We start from the raw sequence: 17,344 nt of genomic DNA on the forward strand, positions 1-17,344 counted from the left end.
GATACTTTTCTCCTTTTTTATCTTAAGCAAGCTCTTCCATTGCTATATCATATTCTTCCTGAGTAAGCGCTCTGTTGTGATAACCTGCCTGATTCTCAGCAAAGCTTATACCCTTACCTTTTACAGTGTGTGCAACGATAGCTGTAGGCCTGTCTGTATACAGCTCCGCGTCATCGAGCGCTGTAAGTATCTCTTCCATATTGTGTCCGTCAACTTCAATTACGTTCCAGCCAAAAGCTCTCCACTTATCGGCAATGGGTTCATTGGGAAGTCTGTCCTTGATGGCTCCCGTTGCCTGAAGTCCGTTGTTATCGATGATCGCACAAAGGTTACCCAGCTTCTTGGCACTTGATGACATTGCCGCTTCCCAGATCTGACCCTCATCGGTCTCACCGTCTCCGACAAGTACGTATACTCTGTTAGGCTTCTTATCAAGCTTAAGCCCGAGTGCGATTCCGGAACCAAGTGAAAGTCCCTGTCCGAGAGAGCCTGTTCCTGCTTCTATACCGGGAATTCCAAGGTGCGGATGTCCCTGAAGATAAAATCCGATTTCCTTGCAACGAGGTAAATCTTCAAGAGGGAAAAAACCTTTCTCTGCAAGCGCTGCGTACTGCAAGATCGCTACGTGTCCTTTTGAAAGAAGGAAATAATCTCTTTCTTCCCAATCGGGGTTCTTGGGATCCACTTTCATCTTGTGAAAATAAAGTGCCGCCACAAGATCTGCACTTGAACAGCTGCCCCCAACATGTCCGGCAACTCCAACGCCGATACATTTGATACAGTCACGTCTGAGCAGTTGCCCTTTTTCTTTAAGTGATTGAATTAGTTCTTCACTATAAGCCATATCATTTGTCCTCCAAATAAATCTGTAAGCTGTATAACAGGTTAACTGCATTATAACTATCCGGATATTCAAAAGTCAAGTGATCAAAATACACTGCTTTTTTCAGAAGTTTTGTGCATTATCAACAAAATTGAGATTTCTTTTGACAGAATAAAAAGAGATGACTATAATAAAAAGCAATATAGTTGTTATACAACTATCTGATTTACAAATCGCTTATTTTCCATAAAGAGGAAAGGTGCCTATGAATATCAATCCTATTCAGAAGATAAATGCAGTCGAACAGGTTTTTGAGCAGATGCAGAACATGCTTATTGAGGGAACCTGGCGTCCGGGCGATAAGCTCCCTTCAGAGAACGAGCTTTCGACAGCCTTCGGTGTAAGCCGCATGACAATTCGCCAGTCAATGCAGAAGCTCAAGGCTCTCGGACTTATAGAGACACGTACGGGATCCGGTTCTTACGTAAGAGAGGTCAGCCCCGAGGATTCGCTCAATGAGCTTATTCCTCTTATGTACCTCGGAAGTCCTTCTTACAACCATGTATTCCAGTTTCGTGAGATGATCGATTCGGAGAGCGTACGACTGGCCACTCTCGCGGCTGATGACAGAAGCATTGAACAGCTTGAAGATATTTTAGCCAAGATGAAAAAGGCAGCTGATGAAGATAACAAGAAAGCCTTTTCCAATTATGATCTTAAGTTCCATATGAAGATTGTTAATCTGACCGGGAATCCTATGATCATCAAGGCTTATGAGATACTCCTTAATGTTCTTACGGAGTCCATGAATTCTGTAATTGAGAAGATGAAGTATAAGCCCGCACTTACTTTCCATAAGAAAATAATAAGTGCTATGAAGGCAAAAGACGCCGATCTTGCCGAGCAGCTTATGCACGAACACATCAGACAGAATTACACTTATTTTGAAAAATAACATGGCAACATGTTATTTCCTTATACCCCCACCTCGTGTGATGTCCCCGCATTGCACGAAAAGGACCCACCTCCTTGTTTTGAGAAGATGGGTCCTGTTTTTTGTATTATTCTTTTACATACTCTAAAAATCTTTTTGCCAGATCAGCGTCAGCGGAATCCGTGCGATATGCGGCATATACGTCCCAGGTATAGGCGTCTTTGATGGCGACTGCCTTAACCTCTTTGGTGTCCTCAAAGAATCTGGGAGATATACCGATTCCGATCTTATTCTTTACAAGCTGATAGATGGATTCGCCCTCTCCGACTTTGGCAATTATATTCGGCATAAAGCCGTTCATGCGACAAGCGTTTATTACATCATGATAAATGTGATGCTTCTCATTCATTGATATAATAGGCTCTTCTTTTATGTCGCGTATATCTACTTCTTTTTTGTTCCAGAATCTGTGATCCTTGTGGACATAGATGACCATGTCGACTGATCTTACCACTTCCGCATATACGTTGCCCGCATTAGGCATTCCCACAAGAAAGGCAAAGCTAATCTCGTCATTTAAGAGCTGTTTTAGAACTGCCTTATTCTCCTGCTCGTACCAGCTTGCAAGGACCTCGGGATTGTTATCCATGAACCTGCCAACCTTGGGAATATCGATCGCTCTGATCGTTCCCGCGGCAAAGCCTACTTTAAATCTCATCTCTTTATCGCTGATGGCTTCTATGGAGGCAAACATATCTTTCAGATCACGAGTTATAACCTTGGATTTTTCGTAAAAGAGCTTGCCGCTTTCCGTAGGGATAAAGCCTTCCTTGGCACGCACAAACAGAGGCGTTCCGCACTCTTCTTCTATACTCTTTATGATCTTACTAAGACCCTGCGGAGATAAAAAGAGCTTGCTTGCGGCCACCTGCAGATTTCTTTCTTCGTATACGGTTTGAAAGCATTTAAAGTTTCTGGTGTTCATAAGAAACATTTTAATCTATATGATTTGCAACTTCAAATGCATCCCAAATTGCGTACATGATATTTGAAACCTGTCTTGCATCGCCGAGAAGATAGATCTCGTCAACATCGTTCTTGTGAGCGTTATAAAGAGTATTCTCGCTTGAATATCCAACGCAGAGAACTACGCTGTCTGCAGAGATCTCTTTGGTCTCATCTCCGACGTTTGCTTTGAGAACTCCGTTCTTGTACTCGGTAACCTTGGCACTTGTAACGACATCGATTCCGTTATAAGGAATGAGCTTTTCAAGCATCTCTTTATTGGCTGAGCAGAGAGGTCCGTTAACAGCCATAAGCTTATCAAGTGCTTCTACGATGGTTACTTTCTTACCCTTCATTGCAAGGTCGAGTGCAAGCTCACAGCCTACAAGACCGCCACCGACAACGACAACTTCTTTTCCGGGATCTTTCTGTCCGAGGAGTACCTGCTCTGCAGAGTAAACCTTGTCGTCATCGCCGAGTGAGAACATCTTGGGACGAGAGCCTGTTGCAAGGATAACAGCATCAAACTGTGAATCCAGGATCTCTTTTTCCGAAGCTTTGGTATTAAGATGTACTTCAACGTTAAGTCTCTTAAGCTCATCCTCAAACCACTTTGCAAGTGCAATGTCATCTTCCTTGAAAGAAGGTGCTCCGCCGGGGATAAGATTTCCGCCGAGACGTGATCCCGCTTCGTAAAGCACGGGCTCGTGACCACGCTCCGCAAGTACTCTTGCCGCTTCGCAGCCTGCTACACCACCGCCGACAATGAGGATCTTTTTCTTTTTAACGATAGGATTGTATTTATTAAGCCTCTCTTTTCCTGCCTGAGCATTGACCGCGCAGTTGATAAGTGAGTAAGACTGGATACGTCCCATACAGCCTTCCTGGCAGCTGATACAAGGACGAATCTGCTTAAGTTCTTCTCTTCTTATCTTGTTTACGATGTCGGGATCTGCAAGAGTGGGACGACCAAGTGAGATCATATCGCAGATTCCGCTGTCCAGACATTCAAGCGCTGTATCGGGATTATCAACACGGCCTGCCATGATAACAGGAATGTTTACGTTCTCTTTGGTAATTCTTGCAAACTCCTTGTAGGGAGCCTTCTCCATGTACATCGGGGGATGATTCCACCACCATGCATCGTAGGTTCCGGCATCTACGTCAAGCGCATCGTAACCGTATTTTTCAAGGAGCTTGGCTGCCTCGATACCTTCTTCGATGTCACGACCCTTTTCTTCGAATTCTTCTCCGGGAAGCGCGCCCTCACGGAAATCTTTTACCATGCTCTTAAGAGAGAATCTGAGTGCAATGGGGAAATCCCAGCCGCAAGTCTTGGCGATCTCCTCACGGATCTCTTTGGCAAATCTGAGTCTGTTCTCAAGTGATCCGCCGTATTCATCTGTTCTGTGATTGAAGAAAGATATTGCAAACTGATCTATCAGATAGCCCTCGTGAACGGCATGGATCTCAACACCGTCAAAGCCGGCACGCTTAGCGTTGTAAGCGCCCTTTCCAAAGCTTTCTACCAAACCATGAATCTCTTCAACAGTAAGAGGTCTGCATGTCTTATCAAGCCATCTGTGTGGAATTGCAGATGCGGAAACAGGAGGGAATTCTCCCAAGTTGGTGGGAATGGTAACACGTCCGAAGCCACCGCTCATCTGCAGAAAAATCTTGGAACCGTAAGCGTGAACACGCTCTGTCATCTCGCGGCTTGTTCTTACGAACTGAACCGGATTGTAAGTAGAGTTGGGTGTGTTGGGAAAAGAGGGCTTCTCAACCTCTGTATCTGAAAAGGTTACACCCGTGATAATGAGGCCGATACCACCTTTTGCTCTTCTGGTGTAGTAGTCGATACCTCTGTCATTCCATCCGCCTTCGCAGTCTCCAAGGCCCAAAGGTCCCATGGGTGCCATTGCGTAGCGGTTCTTGATCTCGAGCTTGCCGATCTTGACGGGCTCGAAAAGTGCCTTGTACTTCATAATTAACCTCCATACCTTCTATAGTCTTAGTTAATTATTATTTTAAAGCACAAAAATCCCTGCCTCCATAAACGAAAAGTTGAAGCAGGGAAACTTTTTTGATATTCTTTTTCAATTATCTTTTTTGACAACCTATCTAATCAAAGAACAATCCATCCCACAAGCGGGATCGTTACGACGGAAAGAAGTGTTGTAAGCGCGATCGTGCGAGTAGCCGTCTCTTCATCGCCGCCGTAATACTGCGCAAGCATAGCACACATGCTGGCTACGGGAGTTGCTATCATGATCTGGATAACGCCTATCAGTATGCTGTCACTGATAAACAGTTTGGCAACGGGAATTCCGATCAAAGGAATAACGATAAGCTTGATTATCGTGAAGATAAGAAGCTTATAATCTTTTAAAAGAGTCTTCCACTTAGTTCCTCCAAGTGAATAACCGATAACCATCATGCTAAGCGGCACTGTGAGGTTTCCTAGATATGTAACCGCGTTGGCTATGGGCTCCGGAACTAAGACATGCGTAAGATAAAGAGTAAGTGCTACGATAACGGCCACGATTCCGGGATTTATAAGACTCTTAAAAGAAAACTTATATGTCTCTCCCTCTGTTTCCGAGCCGCTTCGCGCAATCTGAATTCCGTATGTATAGAACAAAATATTGAATCCGAAATTAAAAAATGCCGCGTACAAAAGTCCGACACTTCCGTAGGTTGCTGATATAATGGGGAAGCCCATGAATCCGATATTTGAAAAAAGAGTCATCACACGGTATGTTCCGAACTGTCTTTTTTCAAGTCTGAGTATGTAAGGAAGCACCATGGCGATAAGGATCATCGCCGCATATACGATTATTACAGAGATGACGCAGGTTATGAGCTGCTTATTGGAAATGATCTCTCCTTTGTTCATTCCCGCGGTGATGATAAAGCACGGACTTGCAAGATTGATAACGAGTCCCGACATTCCTTTCGAGATCTTGTCATCCATAAGTCTTGTCATTCTGCAGATTGCTCCCGCGATCATAAGAATAAAAAGAACAATCATCTGCTGTAAAAGAATCATTTTAAAAAGTACTCCTTAAAGATAAAAATAGAAAAACGATCCACCCCAGTGGATCAATTGGCAGCCTTGAACATTGCTCTGTCATTTACAACTTCAAAGCCGTACTGCGAATAAAGAGGCTGTGCATCTTTGGTTACAAGAATGCCTCGAAGACCTTCAAGCTCAGGCGCCGAAACAATGTGCGACACAAGCGCTTTACCCAGACCTTGATGTCTGTAATCTTCATCAATTATGACATCGCAAAGATAATAATTCGTTGCATAATCTGTTATGATCCTTGCAAATCCCACCAAACTCTCGGCCTCATCAACATAGAGTCCGTAGCACTTCGAATTATTTATCGACTTCTCGATTCTTTCAACGGGACGTTTGTCTGCCCAGTAAGTCATCCTGAGAAGTCTTACGATATCATCAAGCTTCATTTCTTTTATGTCTTCAACTATTCTGTAATTCATGTCAGCCCCCGTATAAATATCTACTTGTTTACTTCTCTGAATTATCGGTGATATTTTCGGAAGTGTTATCTTCGGAAGTATTATCATCGGAAGTGCTGTCTTCTAAAATGTTGCCTTCGGATGTATCATCATTTTTCTTCTGTTTATCAAGAAGCGATCCGATTGCGGGACCAAGTGCAATTCCTATGCAAAGCCATAAAACTATATCACCGAGTGCCGCTCCGATTGCTACTCCAAAGCACAGTCCTAGGCACATGCCTGTTGTCATTCCAGAAAAGCCATTATAATCGTTGTTACCATTGTTATTCTTTCCCATTTCTCTTTCCCTTCTGCAAGTTTTATTTAAAGCCTTTTCTTTCCTGCGCTTTATCAATGAATTTGTGTGCCTCGTTAAAGGCTCCGGGCAGATAGTCTGCATACCACTCCTTGCCCTCTTTTTCCTTTTTCTTTATCTCAGCCCATGCGGCGTGAAGCTCCTCTTCGGAGTTGAATTTCACATCCGTAAAAACATGAGGATGTCTTCTTTCCATCTTGTCGGAGATTGTCTTTACGACATCGTCGAATGTAAAGTATCCCTCTTCCTCTGCCATCACGGAATGGAACATGACCTGAAGCAAAAGATCTCCGAGTTCTTCCTTGAGATTGTCGGCATCACCCGTCTCATTAAGGATATTGATGCCTCCGATAACCTCTGCTGCCTCTTCTATACATCCCGGTTTTAAGCTCATATGCGTCTGCGCCTTATCCCACGGACAGCCATTCTCGCTTCGTAGCGTTTGTACTATTTTTTTGAGTCTGTCGATCTCACTCATAGTTTAAGCTCCTCATACATCTGCGGATAACCCTTTTTAAGTGAAGAGTTGTATTGTGTTATTATCTTACCGAAGTTAAGCCATGCGGTAAATCCAATTACCACAGCAAGGACAACTATTACAACCGCATAAAAGATCAGCGTCATTTCAAGATTAACGAAATTGGCCTTTCTCATATTCATTACCGATAATCCGAGCATAAATAAAATCATGGCAGCACTCATTATAATTACCATGCGTGCCCATTTCTTTTTGGGAATTATGTATTCTTCAACATTCTTACGAAGCGCTTTGACATCTTGAAGATCCATCGCACCTTCTGAAAGAGCATTTCTTATTCCTTTACTCAGTGTCTTGTAATTTAGAGTAACTCTCATAATCGTAACCTCTCATATTATCCAAAAAATGAGGCTCCCATAAATAGAAATTTCATGGGAACGCCTCATATATTTTATCCTTTATTATGTATTTATGGCAAGAATTTTCCTGATGCGAGATACAGTTCATACCAGTCGTGATGAGAAAGATTTACCTTGGTTGCATCACATACATCCTTGATATGATCGGGATTCATAGTGCCGATGATTGCCTGCATCTTGGCGGGATGACGAAGGATCCAAGCGATTGCGATCGCTGTTTTGGATACGCCTTCGCGCTGTGCGAGCTCTTCAAGCGCCTTGTTGAGCGCAGGGAATTCAGGATTGTCGATAAAAGTTCCCTTAAACATTCCGACCTGAAGAGGTGACCACGCCTGGATCGTGATATCTTTTAATCTGCAGTAATCAAGCGCACTTCCGTCTCGCATAAAAGACATATCGGTTGTCTTGTTGTTCATGTAAAGCTCTTGATCTATGAGCTGCGACTGCTCAAGTGAAAGCTGCACCTGATTGATAACTAGCGGCTGCTTCACACATTTTTTTAACAGCTCGATCTGCATCGGCATGAGATTACTTACACCGAAGTGACGCACCTTGCCTTCACTTTCAAGCTTGTCAAAAGCCTCTGCGACTTCTTCGGGATCAAACAAAAGATCCGGTCTGTGCAAAAGAAGTGTGTCGAGATATTCCACCTTTAGTCTGGATAAAATACCGTCAACAGCTGAAAGAATAGCCTCTTTTGTCCAGTCAAATTCCTGTCTGTCGGGATAGATTCCGGTCTTACTCTGAATGTAGATGTCTTCTCTCTTAAGTCCCGTCAAAGGAAAAGCCTGCGCAAAACGCACTTCCGCATCTCCCGCCCCGTAGCAGGTTGCATGGTCAAAAAAATTGATGCCGCACTCATATGCAGTTTTTATAACCTTTGCCGCTTCCTCTTTTGAAAGAGAAGGCATTCTCATGCAGCCCTGTATAATAGCGGACGCCTTCTGCGGTCCGGTTACGATGTCGATATATTTCATTTATGATCCTTTCGTTACCCCATCGGGGGATAAATTTTGGTAAAAAACGCGCTATGATCAGAACGGTCTTGTATCGGGGTCGCTCTCGTATCCTACGCAGCCCTTGAGATCTGCGATAAGCTTAACATCGCCGGCCTCAAGCTCAAAATCAAATACATCGAGATTCTCTTTGATCCTGTCGGCATGAACTGACTTAGGTAAGGGAAGGAATCCCATCTGAAGACTGAAACGAACGCATATCTGAGCGATGCTCTTTCCGTACTTTTCAGCGAGCTTTTTCATCTCGGGAACATCAAAGATCTGACCTGTTCCGAGAGGGCTGTAAGCTTCAAGGATCATTCCCTGCTCTTTGCAATATGCCACAAGCTCATCCTGCGTTGCGCCGGGGCAAAGTCTTATCTGATTGACCATGGGTTTGATCTTGGCAGTCTTAAGAAGTGCCTCTATATGGTGCTGTCTGAAGTTGGAAATACCGATGGAACGGACCTTTCCTGACTCGTACAGCTCTTCCATTGCTCTCCAAGTCTCAGCGTTAGCCTCTTCCCAGCGGTCTCTGAACGCTGCGGGATTGGGCCAGTGAATAAGAAGCATGTCAACATAATCAAGGCCGAGTTTTCTGAGTGATTCGTCAAAAGAGCTCTTACAAAGATCATAGCTGTGCTTGTCATTCCAGATCTTGGTTGTCACAAAGATATCTTCTCTTGTAAGTCCCTCATCTATAATACCTATTCTGATGCCTTTTCCGACACCCTCTTCGTTTCCGTAAACCTGTGCCGTATCAATGTGACGATAGCCGGCTTTTATGGCATGCTCTACGCTGCTTACCGCAACATCTCCTTCGGGAGTCTGCCATGTTCCGAAGCCAATGCAGGGAACGCCGACACCGTTTGAAAGCTTATATACATCATTTTGGTTCTTCATATTTTTACCTCCTGATCAAAATGAGATTCGTTCGCAAAAATCAATTATATTTTACCATCTAAAAACTGTCGGCACTTATTATATTTCGCACCGGATACTGTCAAAATTAGAACATCCTCTTTCTTCTATTGGGATCCACCATAAAAGACCGCTGATATTACTCAGCGGCCCCCTAGGAAAAAATGCTTTTATGTGGATATAAAAGAGAATGTCATTAGCTGTATTTTTTATCTGTAGAATACTTCTCCGAGCTTAAGGTCTTTCTTGAATGCGGGGATAGTAGTATTCTTGTCGATGATAACTGCTTCGATGTCCATCATCTCAGCCCAATCTGCCATCTGCTCAACCGTAAGGTCATATGAGAAAGCAGTGTGATGAGCTCCGCCTGCAAGGATCCAAGCCTCAGCACCGGTATAAAGATCCGGATAAGGTGTCCAGAAGTTGGTTGCTACGGGAAGATTAGGCATAGCCTTCTCTGTCTTTTTACACTCAACCTCGTTGATTATGAGACGGAATCTGTTGCCAAGATCGATAAGTGATGTGGCAACACCCTTTCCTTCCTTGGATGTGAATACAAGTCTTGCGGGATCTTCTCTGTCGCCCATTGAAAGAGGCTTAACCCTGATGCTGATAGGTCCTTCTGCGATAGTCGGGCAGATCTCAAGCATGTGTGCTTCGAGAATACCCTCTTTTCCTCTTACAAGGTTGTATGTATAATCCTCAAGCATTGAAGTACCCTTGGCGTTCTTCATGCCTACAGTCATGATCTTCATAAGGCGAACCATGGCAGCAACCTTCCAGTCGCCCTCTGCACCGAAGCCGTAGCCCTTCTCCATAAGTCTCTGAATTGCAAGACCGGGAAGCTGGCCGAGTGCGCCGAGGTCTCCAAAGTGAGTAACGATCGCCTGATAGTTCTTTTTCTCAAGAAATCTCTCAAAGCCAAGCTCGATCTGAGCCTGAACCGCTACATGTTTCTTGAACTCTTCGGGATCTCTTCCGTCGAGAACGATCTGATATTTGTCATAGTACTCGTCGAGAAGCGCGTTTACGTCTGAAGCGCTTACTGCTGCTACGCTGTCTGCGATCTCATTAACGGGATAAGTATCAACTTCCCAACCGAACTTGATCTGAGCCTCAACCTTATCTCCCTCTGTAACCGCAACGTTTCTCATGTTGTCGGCAACTCTCATAACTCTGATGTGGCTTGACTCCATGATACCTACGGCTGTTCTCATCCAGGAAGCGATTCTCTCTCGTACTTCGTTATCTTTCCAATAGCCTGCGATGACTTTGCGCTCAATTCTCATGCGGCTTACGATGTGTCCGTACTCTCTGTCGCCGTGAGCAGCCTGGTTCTCGTTCATGAAATCCATGTCGATCGTATCGTAAGGAATTTCCTCATTGTACTGCGTGTGCAGGTGCAAAAGAGGTTTTCTGAACTCCTGAAGTCCGAGTATCCAGGACTTAGCAGGTGAAAATGTGTGCATCCATGTGATGACACCCGCGCAGGCCTCATCTGCATTGGCCTCGTTAAAGGTCTGTCTTATCAGCTGATTGGTGATAAGTACAGGTTTCCATACAACTTCGTAAGGGAGAATTCCCGATTTGTTGAGCTCGTCCACAATCTCTTTAGAGTGCTCTGCAACGTGCTTTAAAACCTCATCCCCATACAGGTCCTGAGAGCCTGTACAAAACCAAAACTTGTACGCTTTTGTCTGAATCATTCTATAACCCTCCTTAAAACATTAATACCCCATGTATCGCTATTTTTCCCTTCTCTAAAAAAGCCGATACATTTACATGCTTTCATTTTCAAACTTGTACGTACGAGTGGTCAAGTTGTAGGTAATAAACTTAAAATCCCACGCTCAAATGTTATTCGGGCAAAAAAAAGAAGTGACCCGAAAGTCACTTTCTTTTTATACATGAATTGCCGATCACAAGCTCGGGCTCAACGACAATTCTTTTTTCCACTTCTTCTCCGCGGATCATCTTAAGCAGCATCTGCGCGGCAATCTTACCAAGCTCCTGCTGGGGATGAACGATCGTAGTTAGCGTTATGTCTGTGTTGGCGGCGGGCTGTGAATTATCGTAGCCCGTTATGGAAATATCCTGCGGGACCTTTAGACCCAGTTCGCGGATCGCCTTTATCAGATGAAACGCTATCTGGTCGTTGTACGCGACGATCGCATCAACCTTTTTTCCGCTCTTTATCATCTTCTGAAGATTTGTGTACGGATGAACCGCGCGGTCCTCGGTATAGAACCAGATAACATTCTCGGGGTCGTAGGTAAGTCCGGCCTTGGCAAGCGCCTTGGCGTAGCCCTTGTGCCTGTTCTGCCCCTGCGTATCATCGCTCTTAAAAACGCCGATTATATTCTTGTGCCCTTGGCTTATAAGATATCCCGTCAAAAGATATGCACCCTTTTCGTCATCCATGATAACGTGAGGCTTATCCTCCATCACCGAATACGCGCCCTGGATAAAGATATAAGGAATGCCGTATTTATCAAGCTTGTCATAGAGATATTTGTGCTTGCAAAAGACATTGCTCTTACTTGGCTCAACTATGATCCCGTCTATGTTTTTCTCAATAAGCTCCTCGAGACACTTAATCTCTCTCGTTCTTGAATTATTGGTATTCTTAAGCACAATGCTGTAGCCGTTCTCCGAAAGTACCGAGTCGATCCCGCTTATTACCTTTGGAAAAATATAATCCGAAAGATAGGTCATCACAACCGCGATGTCCTTGGAATCCTTCTTAAACCTCGATGCGTCTGAGCAGTACGTTCCGCTGCCCTGAACCGCATAGACAAAGCCCTCATTTACAAGATCCGAAATAGCCTTCCTGACAGTCTGACGACTTACGCCATACTGCTTGGAAAGTACATTCTCGGAAGGCATCTTTTCCCCGGGTTTTATCTTCTCCTCAAGGATAAGTGCCTTAAGCTCTTCTTCTATCTGATTATATTTAAGTGACCCTGATCTATCTCTCTTGTCTGTCATAAATGAATCTTCCCGCCGCTATAAAGATGATGGCAAATAGGATATACATAAACGGTGCAAAATCCCAAGCTGTAAAATATCTTCCAAACAGCTTCACCAATCTGTATTCGTATACTATTCTATCATCAATCAGCGTATGTGGGAGCCATTGAATAAATTGTGATAATACTCTCATTCTAAGCGGAAGCGTTGATGCAAGGATCACATTAACAAACCACACTCCAAGGGATACTCCCATTACCGCCAATGCATTTTTTAATGTCTGTGACAAAAAGAGTGTAAATGCAGCTATCAGAACACTTCCCGTCATAATAAGTTTGGTCAGCATCCACAAATGCTCTTTTAACGTAAGACTGACAGATGTATATGCGTAATTATAATTTACGGGAAGATCAAGATAGTATGTGCCCCATCTGATAAAGAAATAGCCCAAAAATGAAGCTACTATCACCGCCGTTCCAACGATCGCAAAGCTCATACCCGCAAGTACTTTGGCGTAATACGTCCTCTTATCGCCGTTCTTACTAGCTCTTATAATAGAATCGGTTTTGTTTTGATGCTCGGCAGCAAATACAGCCGCAAGTCCCATGGGGATCAGGAAAAGAAGTATAACGATCCTTAAATCGCAAAGTCCCAAAGTTATTCCGAATGAATAGAGCGGGTCGTACCATGTTCCCGGATAGTCTATATTATCCTGCCTTTTCTCCCAGTATTCATATTCCCCGGGAGATAAAAGACTCATTTCTTTTGCTTCCTGAATACTGTCATTTCTGTCTTTTTCCAGAGCATCCACAGTAAGATTATGAATATCCCCTTTACTTCGAGCCCAGGAAACAATGTTCTCATAGGTTGGATCGACCTTATCCCACTCTCCGTATTCGTTTATATTTTCTTTTACCTCTTCAAGGAGGTTGTCATCGATCGTTCTTCCTTCAATCTTCTTGAACTGCTCTATTTCCTTGGCATTAGCATTTCCTGAGATTTCGCCCTCGCCAACAATAATAGCTGCTATCACCATTATCAAAAAGGTGATCATGGCGACTTTATTCTTAAGTATCTTTTTTAACTCAAAAAGATACAACGTTCCAAGATAGTTGTTTCTCATAATTTATCTCTCTTGCCTTCCATAAACAATTCTTCCAAGCGTTAAAAACAATATCCCCAGTAAAATGTACATGACAGGTGCATAATCAAATATTGTAAAATATCTTCCAAAGATATTGACCAAACGGTATTCTTTTCCAATATCGGTAGCGACTACCATGTAGGGCAACGAGCTTATAAACTGCGATAAGGGACGGAACTTAACTACTACATTAAGAAGAGCACACAAAAACCAAAAACCAAACATCGCGCCCAGTACAGCAAATGCATTTTTAAATGTCTGAGATAAAAACATAGTCATTGTCGATAACATAACGCAGGATGCGATCATGATCACAACCATCCTTATAAGCAGTTCTTTTGCTGTCATATCGATAAGTAAAAAGGGATCCACCAATAGTGTCGATATACCAAGACAATCTGTTCCGTATCTGATAGCCATATAAGCCAACGCGATACCGATCACAAATAACATGCTTACTACTGCGTATGTTATTCCTGCGAGCATCTTGGCATAATAAGTTCTCTTATCACCAAACTTACTTGCCCTTATCAAGGGATCGGTTTTATGCTGATACTCCATGGCAAATACAACCGCAACGCCCATTGGGAGCAGAAAAAGAATGGCGAATAAATACAAATTGCTTGTTGCATTAATATATCCTTTGGCATCCATGTCATCATGCCATACCCCGGGAAAATCAACGTCGTTTTTTTCTTTCCAGTATTGAAGCTCTCCTTCAGAAAGCTTTTCATCATACATATATTGCTCTATCATTGAATCTCTGGCCTGTGAAAGTTTGTAAACGGTCAGATCTTCGGGAATAACAGTTCCCCAGATCCTAGCAACCCACAGGTTCAGATTTCTGTATGTATGCGGCGATTCACTTCCATCTTCCGAATTATCCACCATTTCCTTTATAAGAGTATCATCTATTGTTCTGCCTTCTATCTTACCCAGTTCATTCTGAGCATATATATCCGCATTATCTCCCATCGCACTTTCGACATTAATAAAGCCCACTATGAGCAGGATAAAAAACGTGATCACTGCAACTTTGGATTTTAGTATTTTCTTTAATTCAAAAAGAAACAATGTCCCAAAACAGTTATTTTTCATACCCTTCTCCTACTCCTCTATCTTCTCAAGATAAAAATCCTCTAGTTTGCCATCCATTCCTTTGCCGTCTCCCTGCCAGATGATCTGTCCCGACTTCATAATGAGTATCCTGTCGGCGATATCCTCCACATCGGAAACGATGTGGGTGGAAAGCAGGACCACTGCTGTCTTTCCTAATTCCTCAATAAGTTTTCTAAAGCGCACTCTCTCTTTTGGATCAAGGCCCACTGTGGGCTCGTCCAACACAAGTAGCTCAGGCCTGTTGATAAGAGCCTGGGCAATACCAATACGCCTCTTCATACCGCCGGAGTACTTTCCTATCTTTTTATTCGCATCTTCTTTAAGTCCCACGATATCAAGAAGCTCCTCGGTCCTTGCCTTGGCAGCCTTCTTATCAAGGCCCTTAAGGGCGCAGAAATACATGAGGAATTCTCTTCCTGTGAACTCGGGATAATAGCCGAATTCCTGGGGAAGATATCCAAGAATATTTCTGTATTCTTCGGTGTTAACGGAAGCGTTGTCGTAGCTCACCTCTCCGCTTGTGGGAGTTAAGATACCGCATATCATTCTCATTAGCGTGGTCTTTCCTGCGCCGTTCTCTCCAAGAAGCCCCGTTACGCCTTTTTCCAATTTAAAATCAAGTCTGTCCACAGCGATCTTGTTCTTGAACTGTTTGGTCAGCCTATCAACTTTTAGTTCCATGCAAAATCCTCCATATTGCTAAATTTCTTTAATTCAAAAGCCTGTACCGCAACAAGTGCTACAAATATGATCAAAAGAGCTCTCACACTCAGCGTCAAAAAGCTCACATCGCCAACTTCAAAGTTCACCAGTATTGTGACAAGCAAGACCGGTATCAAAAATGAAAAAGCACTTCTTCTGGCCCATTCAAATCTCTCAATCTCTATGCAAAGGATCATGGTCAAAAGATAAGGTATAAGAATCACCAGCGCTCCTCTAACAATTTCAACACCTACAGTCACTTTCATAAGCACTGCTATAAACATCATGGGTGGGAAATTAATTATTCCCACAGCTGCCAATCTTGCAAAAAGGGCTCTTTTACCGGAAATGACCGTGACCAGCTCAAGCTCATAGACTCCGTGAAACTGTGCCTTAAAGGCTTCGATCATTCCAAGAGCAGAGATAAACGGCATGAAAAAAGAAACAGTAGTAAGTACGCTTAAAGCTCGTTCATCTGCAGTGTATCCCACATTTAACATATCTCTCATCTTCAGCATGATATCTAAAGCTACAAATGCTATCAAAATGAGCGACGCGATCCACACTCTTTTCCTGATGAATCCTGCCTGCTGCAATAATAGCCTTGGTGCACTCACATGCAGTATTTCTTTTGATCTGTACTTTCTGATAAAAGCATCCTTCTTTAGATAGTCCGGGGGCGTAACATTGTCTTGGAGCAGCTTTTTAAGTTCTTTATCTCTCATACAATTTCCCCTTTCTCTAGATAACTTTTTAGTTTCTTCTTGGCGGTTTCAAGTTTCCTGTGTGCTGCAAACCTCGATATCCCCATGATCTTGCAGATCTCGGAATAAGGCTCCTCATTCAAAAGACGTAGCTGCACTATCTCACTCTCGTCATCGCTTAGTCTTTTCATCGCCTCTTCAAGTCTTAGCCTCTCAACTGCCTTGTTCTCGAAGTCCGAACCGTCGTCCATATCTTCATCCGGAAGCTCTGTCTCTTTTCTCTTCTTATACTCATCAATACAGAGATTCCTTGCAATGGTATAAAGATATCTCTCCGGCTCTTTTGCCTCCTGTAAACTGCCAATATAACGAAGGAAAGTTTCCTGGGTGAGGTCTTCCGCCAGGGTTTTGCTGTTTACTTTGTAGTAGCAGTAGCGGTAAATCTTGTCATAGTACTTTTCTATATCCATGGATAACCCCTTTTTCTCCCTTCGTAATGATAGACGTTTAAGGCCCGTAAAATGTGCGCTTATTTATATAAAAAAATTTTTTTGAAAAAAAGTGTTGACACACATTTAGAACGTGTGATATAAAATATTTAACGACAAACATTAAATATTTAATGAAAACAAATTAAAAAACAACGAAAAACATTTATGCAAAAACTTCATCCCAAAAAGATGAAAAAAACAAATTACTAAACAACATTACATTAACACACAACGGAGGATATCGACATGAAAAAAACAACATTAAGCAAAGTAACTACAGTACTCGCAAAGATCATAGAGGTAATCTCATTTGCCGGCGTAGGTATTACGGTCTCTGCACTTATCTCTCTTGCCATTTTGCTTGCTACCGGACACCTTAATCAGCAGATGTTTAATGATGTATTTACCAACGCTCAGATTAACACCGCAGGTTCTCAGGCATTTATAAAAGACGGACAATTCTACTTCCCTGGATTCTTTCTTTACTTTGGAATAATAGCTATACAGGCATTTTTCGCCGGATTGATTTTCCATAACATAGGAAAGATTTTCGCGCTTGATGCGGGATCACCTTTCTCAGCAGAGAATGTTAAAAGAATCAGGAACATCGGTATCTTTGCACTTGCTCTTCCAATTGTAAAGATTGTACTCCCTTTATTGGGATTGATCTTTGGTGCCAACGCACTCATGGGGGTCAGTGCATATGAATTCCTCTTTGCTCTTGTTGCTCTCAGCCTTTCTCAGTACTTTGCATACGGTGCAGAGCTTGAGAAAGATGTAGACGGATTACTTTAAGGAGGG

Annotated in this window: 19 protein-coding genes; 2 read left to right on the plus strand and 17 right to left on the minus strand. The window is 43.1% G+C overall.

The annotated features are described in order from the left end of the window. Positions 1 to 22 precede the first annotated feature (22 nt). Complete coding sequence (locus D6856_RS03015; protein ID WP_120685666.1) at positions 23 to 844, minus strand: transketolase; 822 nt, start codon at positions 842 to 844, stop codon at positions 23 to 25. 244 nt (positions 845 to 1,088) lie between these two features. Between D6856_RS03015 and D6856_RS03020 the strand changes: the two genes are divergently transcribed. Continuing rightward, positions 1,089 to 1,778: a FadR/GntR family transcriptional regulator gene (locus D6856_RS03020; protein ID WP_092249412.1), complete on the plus strand. Its 690-nt coding sequence runs from the start codon at positions 1,089 to 1,091 to the stop codon at positions 1,776 to 1,778. Between the two features lie 106 nt (positions 1,779 to 1,884). On the opposite strand, the gene D6856_RS03025 is transcribed toward D6856_RS03020, so the two are convergent. From D6856_RS03025 to D6856_RS03100, 16 genes are all read right to left on the minus strand, one after another. Then, positions 1,885 to 2,742: a LysR family transcriptional regulator gene (locus D6856_RS03025; RefSeq protein ID WP_158588806.1), complete on the minus strand. Its 858-nt coding sequence runs from the start codon at positions 2,740 to 2,742 to the stop codon at positions 1,885 to 1,887. A gap of 10 nt (positions 2,743 to 2,752) precedes the next feature. Then, a complete protein-coding gene (locus D6856_RS03030; RefSeq protein ID WP_120685668.1) occupies positions 2,753 to 4,747 on the minus strand; it encodes an oxidoreductase in 1,995 nt (664 codons plus the stop codon). 140 nt (positions 4,748 to 4,887) lie between these two features. Then, a complete protein-coding gene (locus D6856_RS03035; RefSeq protein ID WP_120685669.1) occupies positions 4,888 to 5,811 on the minus strand; it encodes an AEC family transporter in 924 nt (307 codons plus the stop codon). 53 nt (positions 5,812 to 5,864) lie between these two features. Next, the gene (locus D6856_RS03040; protein ID WP_120685670.1) at positions 5,865 to 6,266 is read right to left on the minus strand and encodes a GNAT family N-acetyltransferase; all 402 of its coding nucleotides are present in this window, start codon (positions 6,264 to 6,266) and stop codon (positions 5,865 to 5,867) included. A 28-nt stretch (positions 6,267 to 6,294) separates the two neighbouring features. Next, positions 6,295 to 6,582 carry a hypothetical protein gene (locus tag D6856_RS03045; protein ID WP_120685671.1) on the minus strand — a complete coding sequence of 96 codons (288 nt, stop codon included), beginning with the start codon at positions 6,580 to 6,582 and terminating at the stop codon, positions 6,295 to 6,297. A 22-nt stretch (positions 6,583 to 6,604) separates the two neighbouring features. Further along, positions 6,605 to 7,078, minus strand: coding sequence for a MazG family protein (locus tag D6856_RS03050; RefSeq protein ID WP_120685672.1), 474 nt, complete (start codon positions 7,076 to 7,078; stop codon positions 6,605 to 6,607). Beyond that, positions 7,075 to 7,455, minus strand: coding sequence for a hypothetical protein (locus D6856_RS03055; RefSeq protein WP_120685673.1), 381 nt, complete (start codon positions 7,453 to 7,455; stop codon positions 7,075 to 7,077). Before D6856_RS03055 ends, D6856_RS03050 begins: the two co-directional genes overlap by 4 nt. 92 nt (positions 7,456 to 7,547) lie before the next feature. Beyond that, the gene (locus D6856_RS03060) at positions 7,548 to 8,474 is read right to left on the minus strand and encodes an aldo/keto reductase (protein WP_120685674.1); all 927 of its coding nucleotides are present in this window, start codon (positions 8,472 to 8,474) and stop codon (positions 7,548 to 7,550) included. 57 nt (positions 8,475 to 8,531) lie between these two features. Next, a complete protein-coding gene (locus D6856_RS03065) occupies positions 8,532 to 9,395 on the minus strand; it encodes an aldo/keto reductase (RefSeq protein ID WP_120685675.1) in 864 nt (287 codons plus the stop codon). A gap of 227 nt (positions 9,396 to 9,622) precedes the next feature. Then, positions 9,623 to 11,119 (minus strand): L-arabinose isomerase, encoded by a 1,497-nt coding sequence (gene araA / locus D6856_RS03070; protein WP_120685676.1) that lies wholly within the window; start codon positions 11,117 to 11,119, stop codon positions 9,623 to 9,625. A 184-nt stretch (positions 11,120 to 11,303) separates the two neighbouring features. Then, complete coding sequence (locus tag D6856_RS03075) at positions 11,304 to 12,401, minus strand: GntR family transcriptional regulator (RefSeq protein ID WP_120685677.1); 1,098 nt, start codon at positions 12,399 to 12,401, stop codon at positions 11,304 to 11,306. Further along, entirely contained in the window at positions 12,382 to 13,506 is a 1,125-nt protein-coding gene (locus D6856_RS03080) for a hypothetical protein (RefSeq protein WP_120685678.1), read from the minus strand. The genes D6856_RS03075 and D6856_RS03080 overlap by 20 nt, the downstream gene beginning before the upstream one ends. Positions 13,507 to 13,509: 3 nt before the next feature. After that, positions 13,510 to 14,625, minus strand: a complete 1,116-nt coding sequence (locus D6856_RS03085) for a hypothetical protein (RefSeq protein WP_120685679.1) — start codon at positions 14,623 to 14,625, stop codon at positions 13,510 to 13,512. Positions 14,626 to 14,634: 9 nt separating this feature from the next. Then, positions 14,635 to 15,327, minus strand: a complete 693-nt coding sequence (locus tag D6856_RS03090) for an ABC transporter ATP-binding protein (RefSeq protein WP_120685680.1) — start codon at positions 15,325 to 15,327, stop codon at positions 14,635 to 14,637. After that, the gene (locus D6856_RS03095; RefSeq protein WP_120685681.1) at positions 15,318 to 16,073 is read right to left on the minus strand and encodes a hypothetical protein; all 756 of its coding nucleotides are present in this window, start codon (positions 16,071 to 16,073) and stop codon (positions 15,318 to 15,320) included. The genes D6856_RS03090 and D6856_RS03095 overlap by 10 nt, the downstream gene beginning before the upstream one ends. Continuing rightward, positions 16,070 to 16,522 carry an RNA polymerase sigma factor gene (locus D6856_RS03100; protein ID WP_120685682.1) on the minus strand — a complete coding sequence of 151 codons (453 nt, stop codon included), beginning with the start codon at positions 16,520 to 16,522 and terminating at the stop codon, positions 16,070 to 16,072. Before D6856_RS03100 ends, D6856_RS03095 begins: the two co-directional genes overlap by 4 nt. Before the next feature lie 267 nt (positions 16,523 to 16,789). On the opposite strand from D6856_RS03100, the gene D6856_RS03105 reads away from it, so the two are divergent. Next, complete coding sequence (locus D6856_RS03105) at positions 16,790 to 17,338, plus strand: hypothetical protein (protein WP_120685683.1); 549 nt, start codon at positions 16,790 to 16,792, stop codon at positions 17,336 to 17,338. The last annotated feature ends 6 nt before the right edge of the window (positions 17,339 to 17,344 follow it).

The sequence above is a fragment of the Butyrivibrio sp. XB500-5 genome, assembly GCF_003625505.1.
Classification (GTDB): domain Bacteria; phylum Bacillota; class Clostridia; order Lachnospirales; family Lachnospiraceae; genus Butyrivibrio.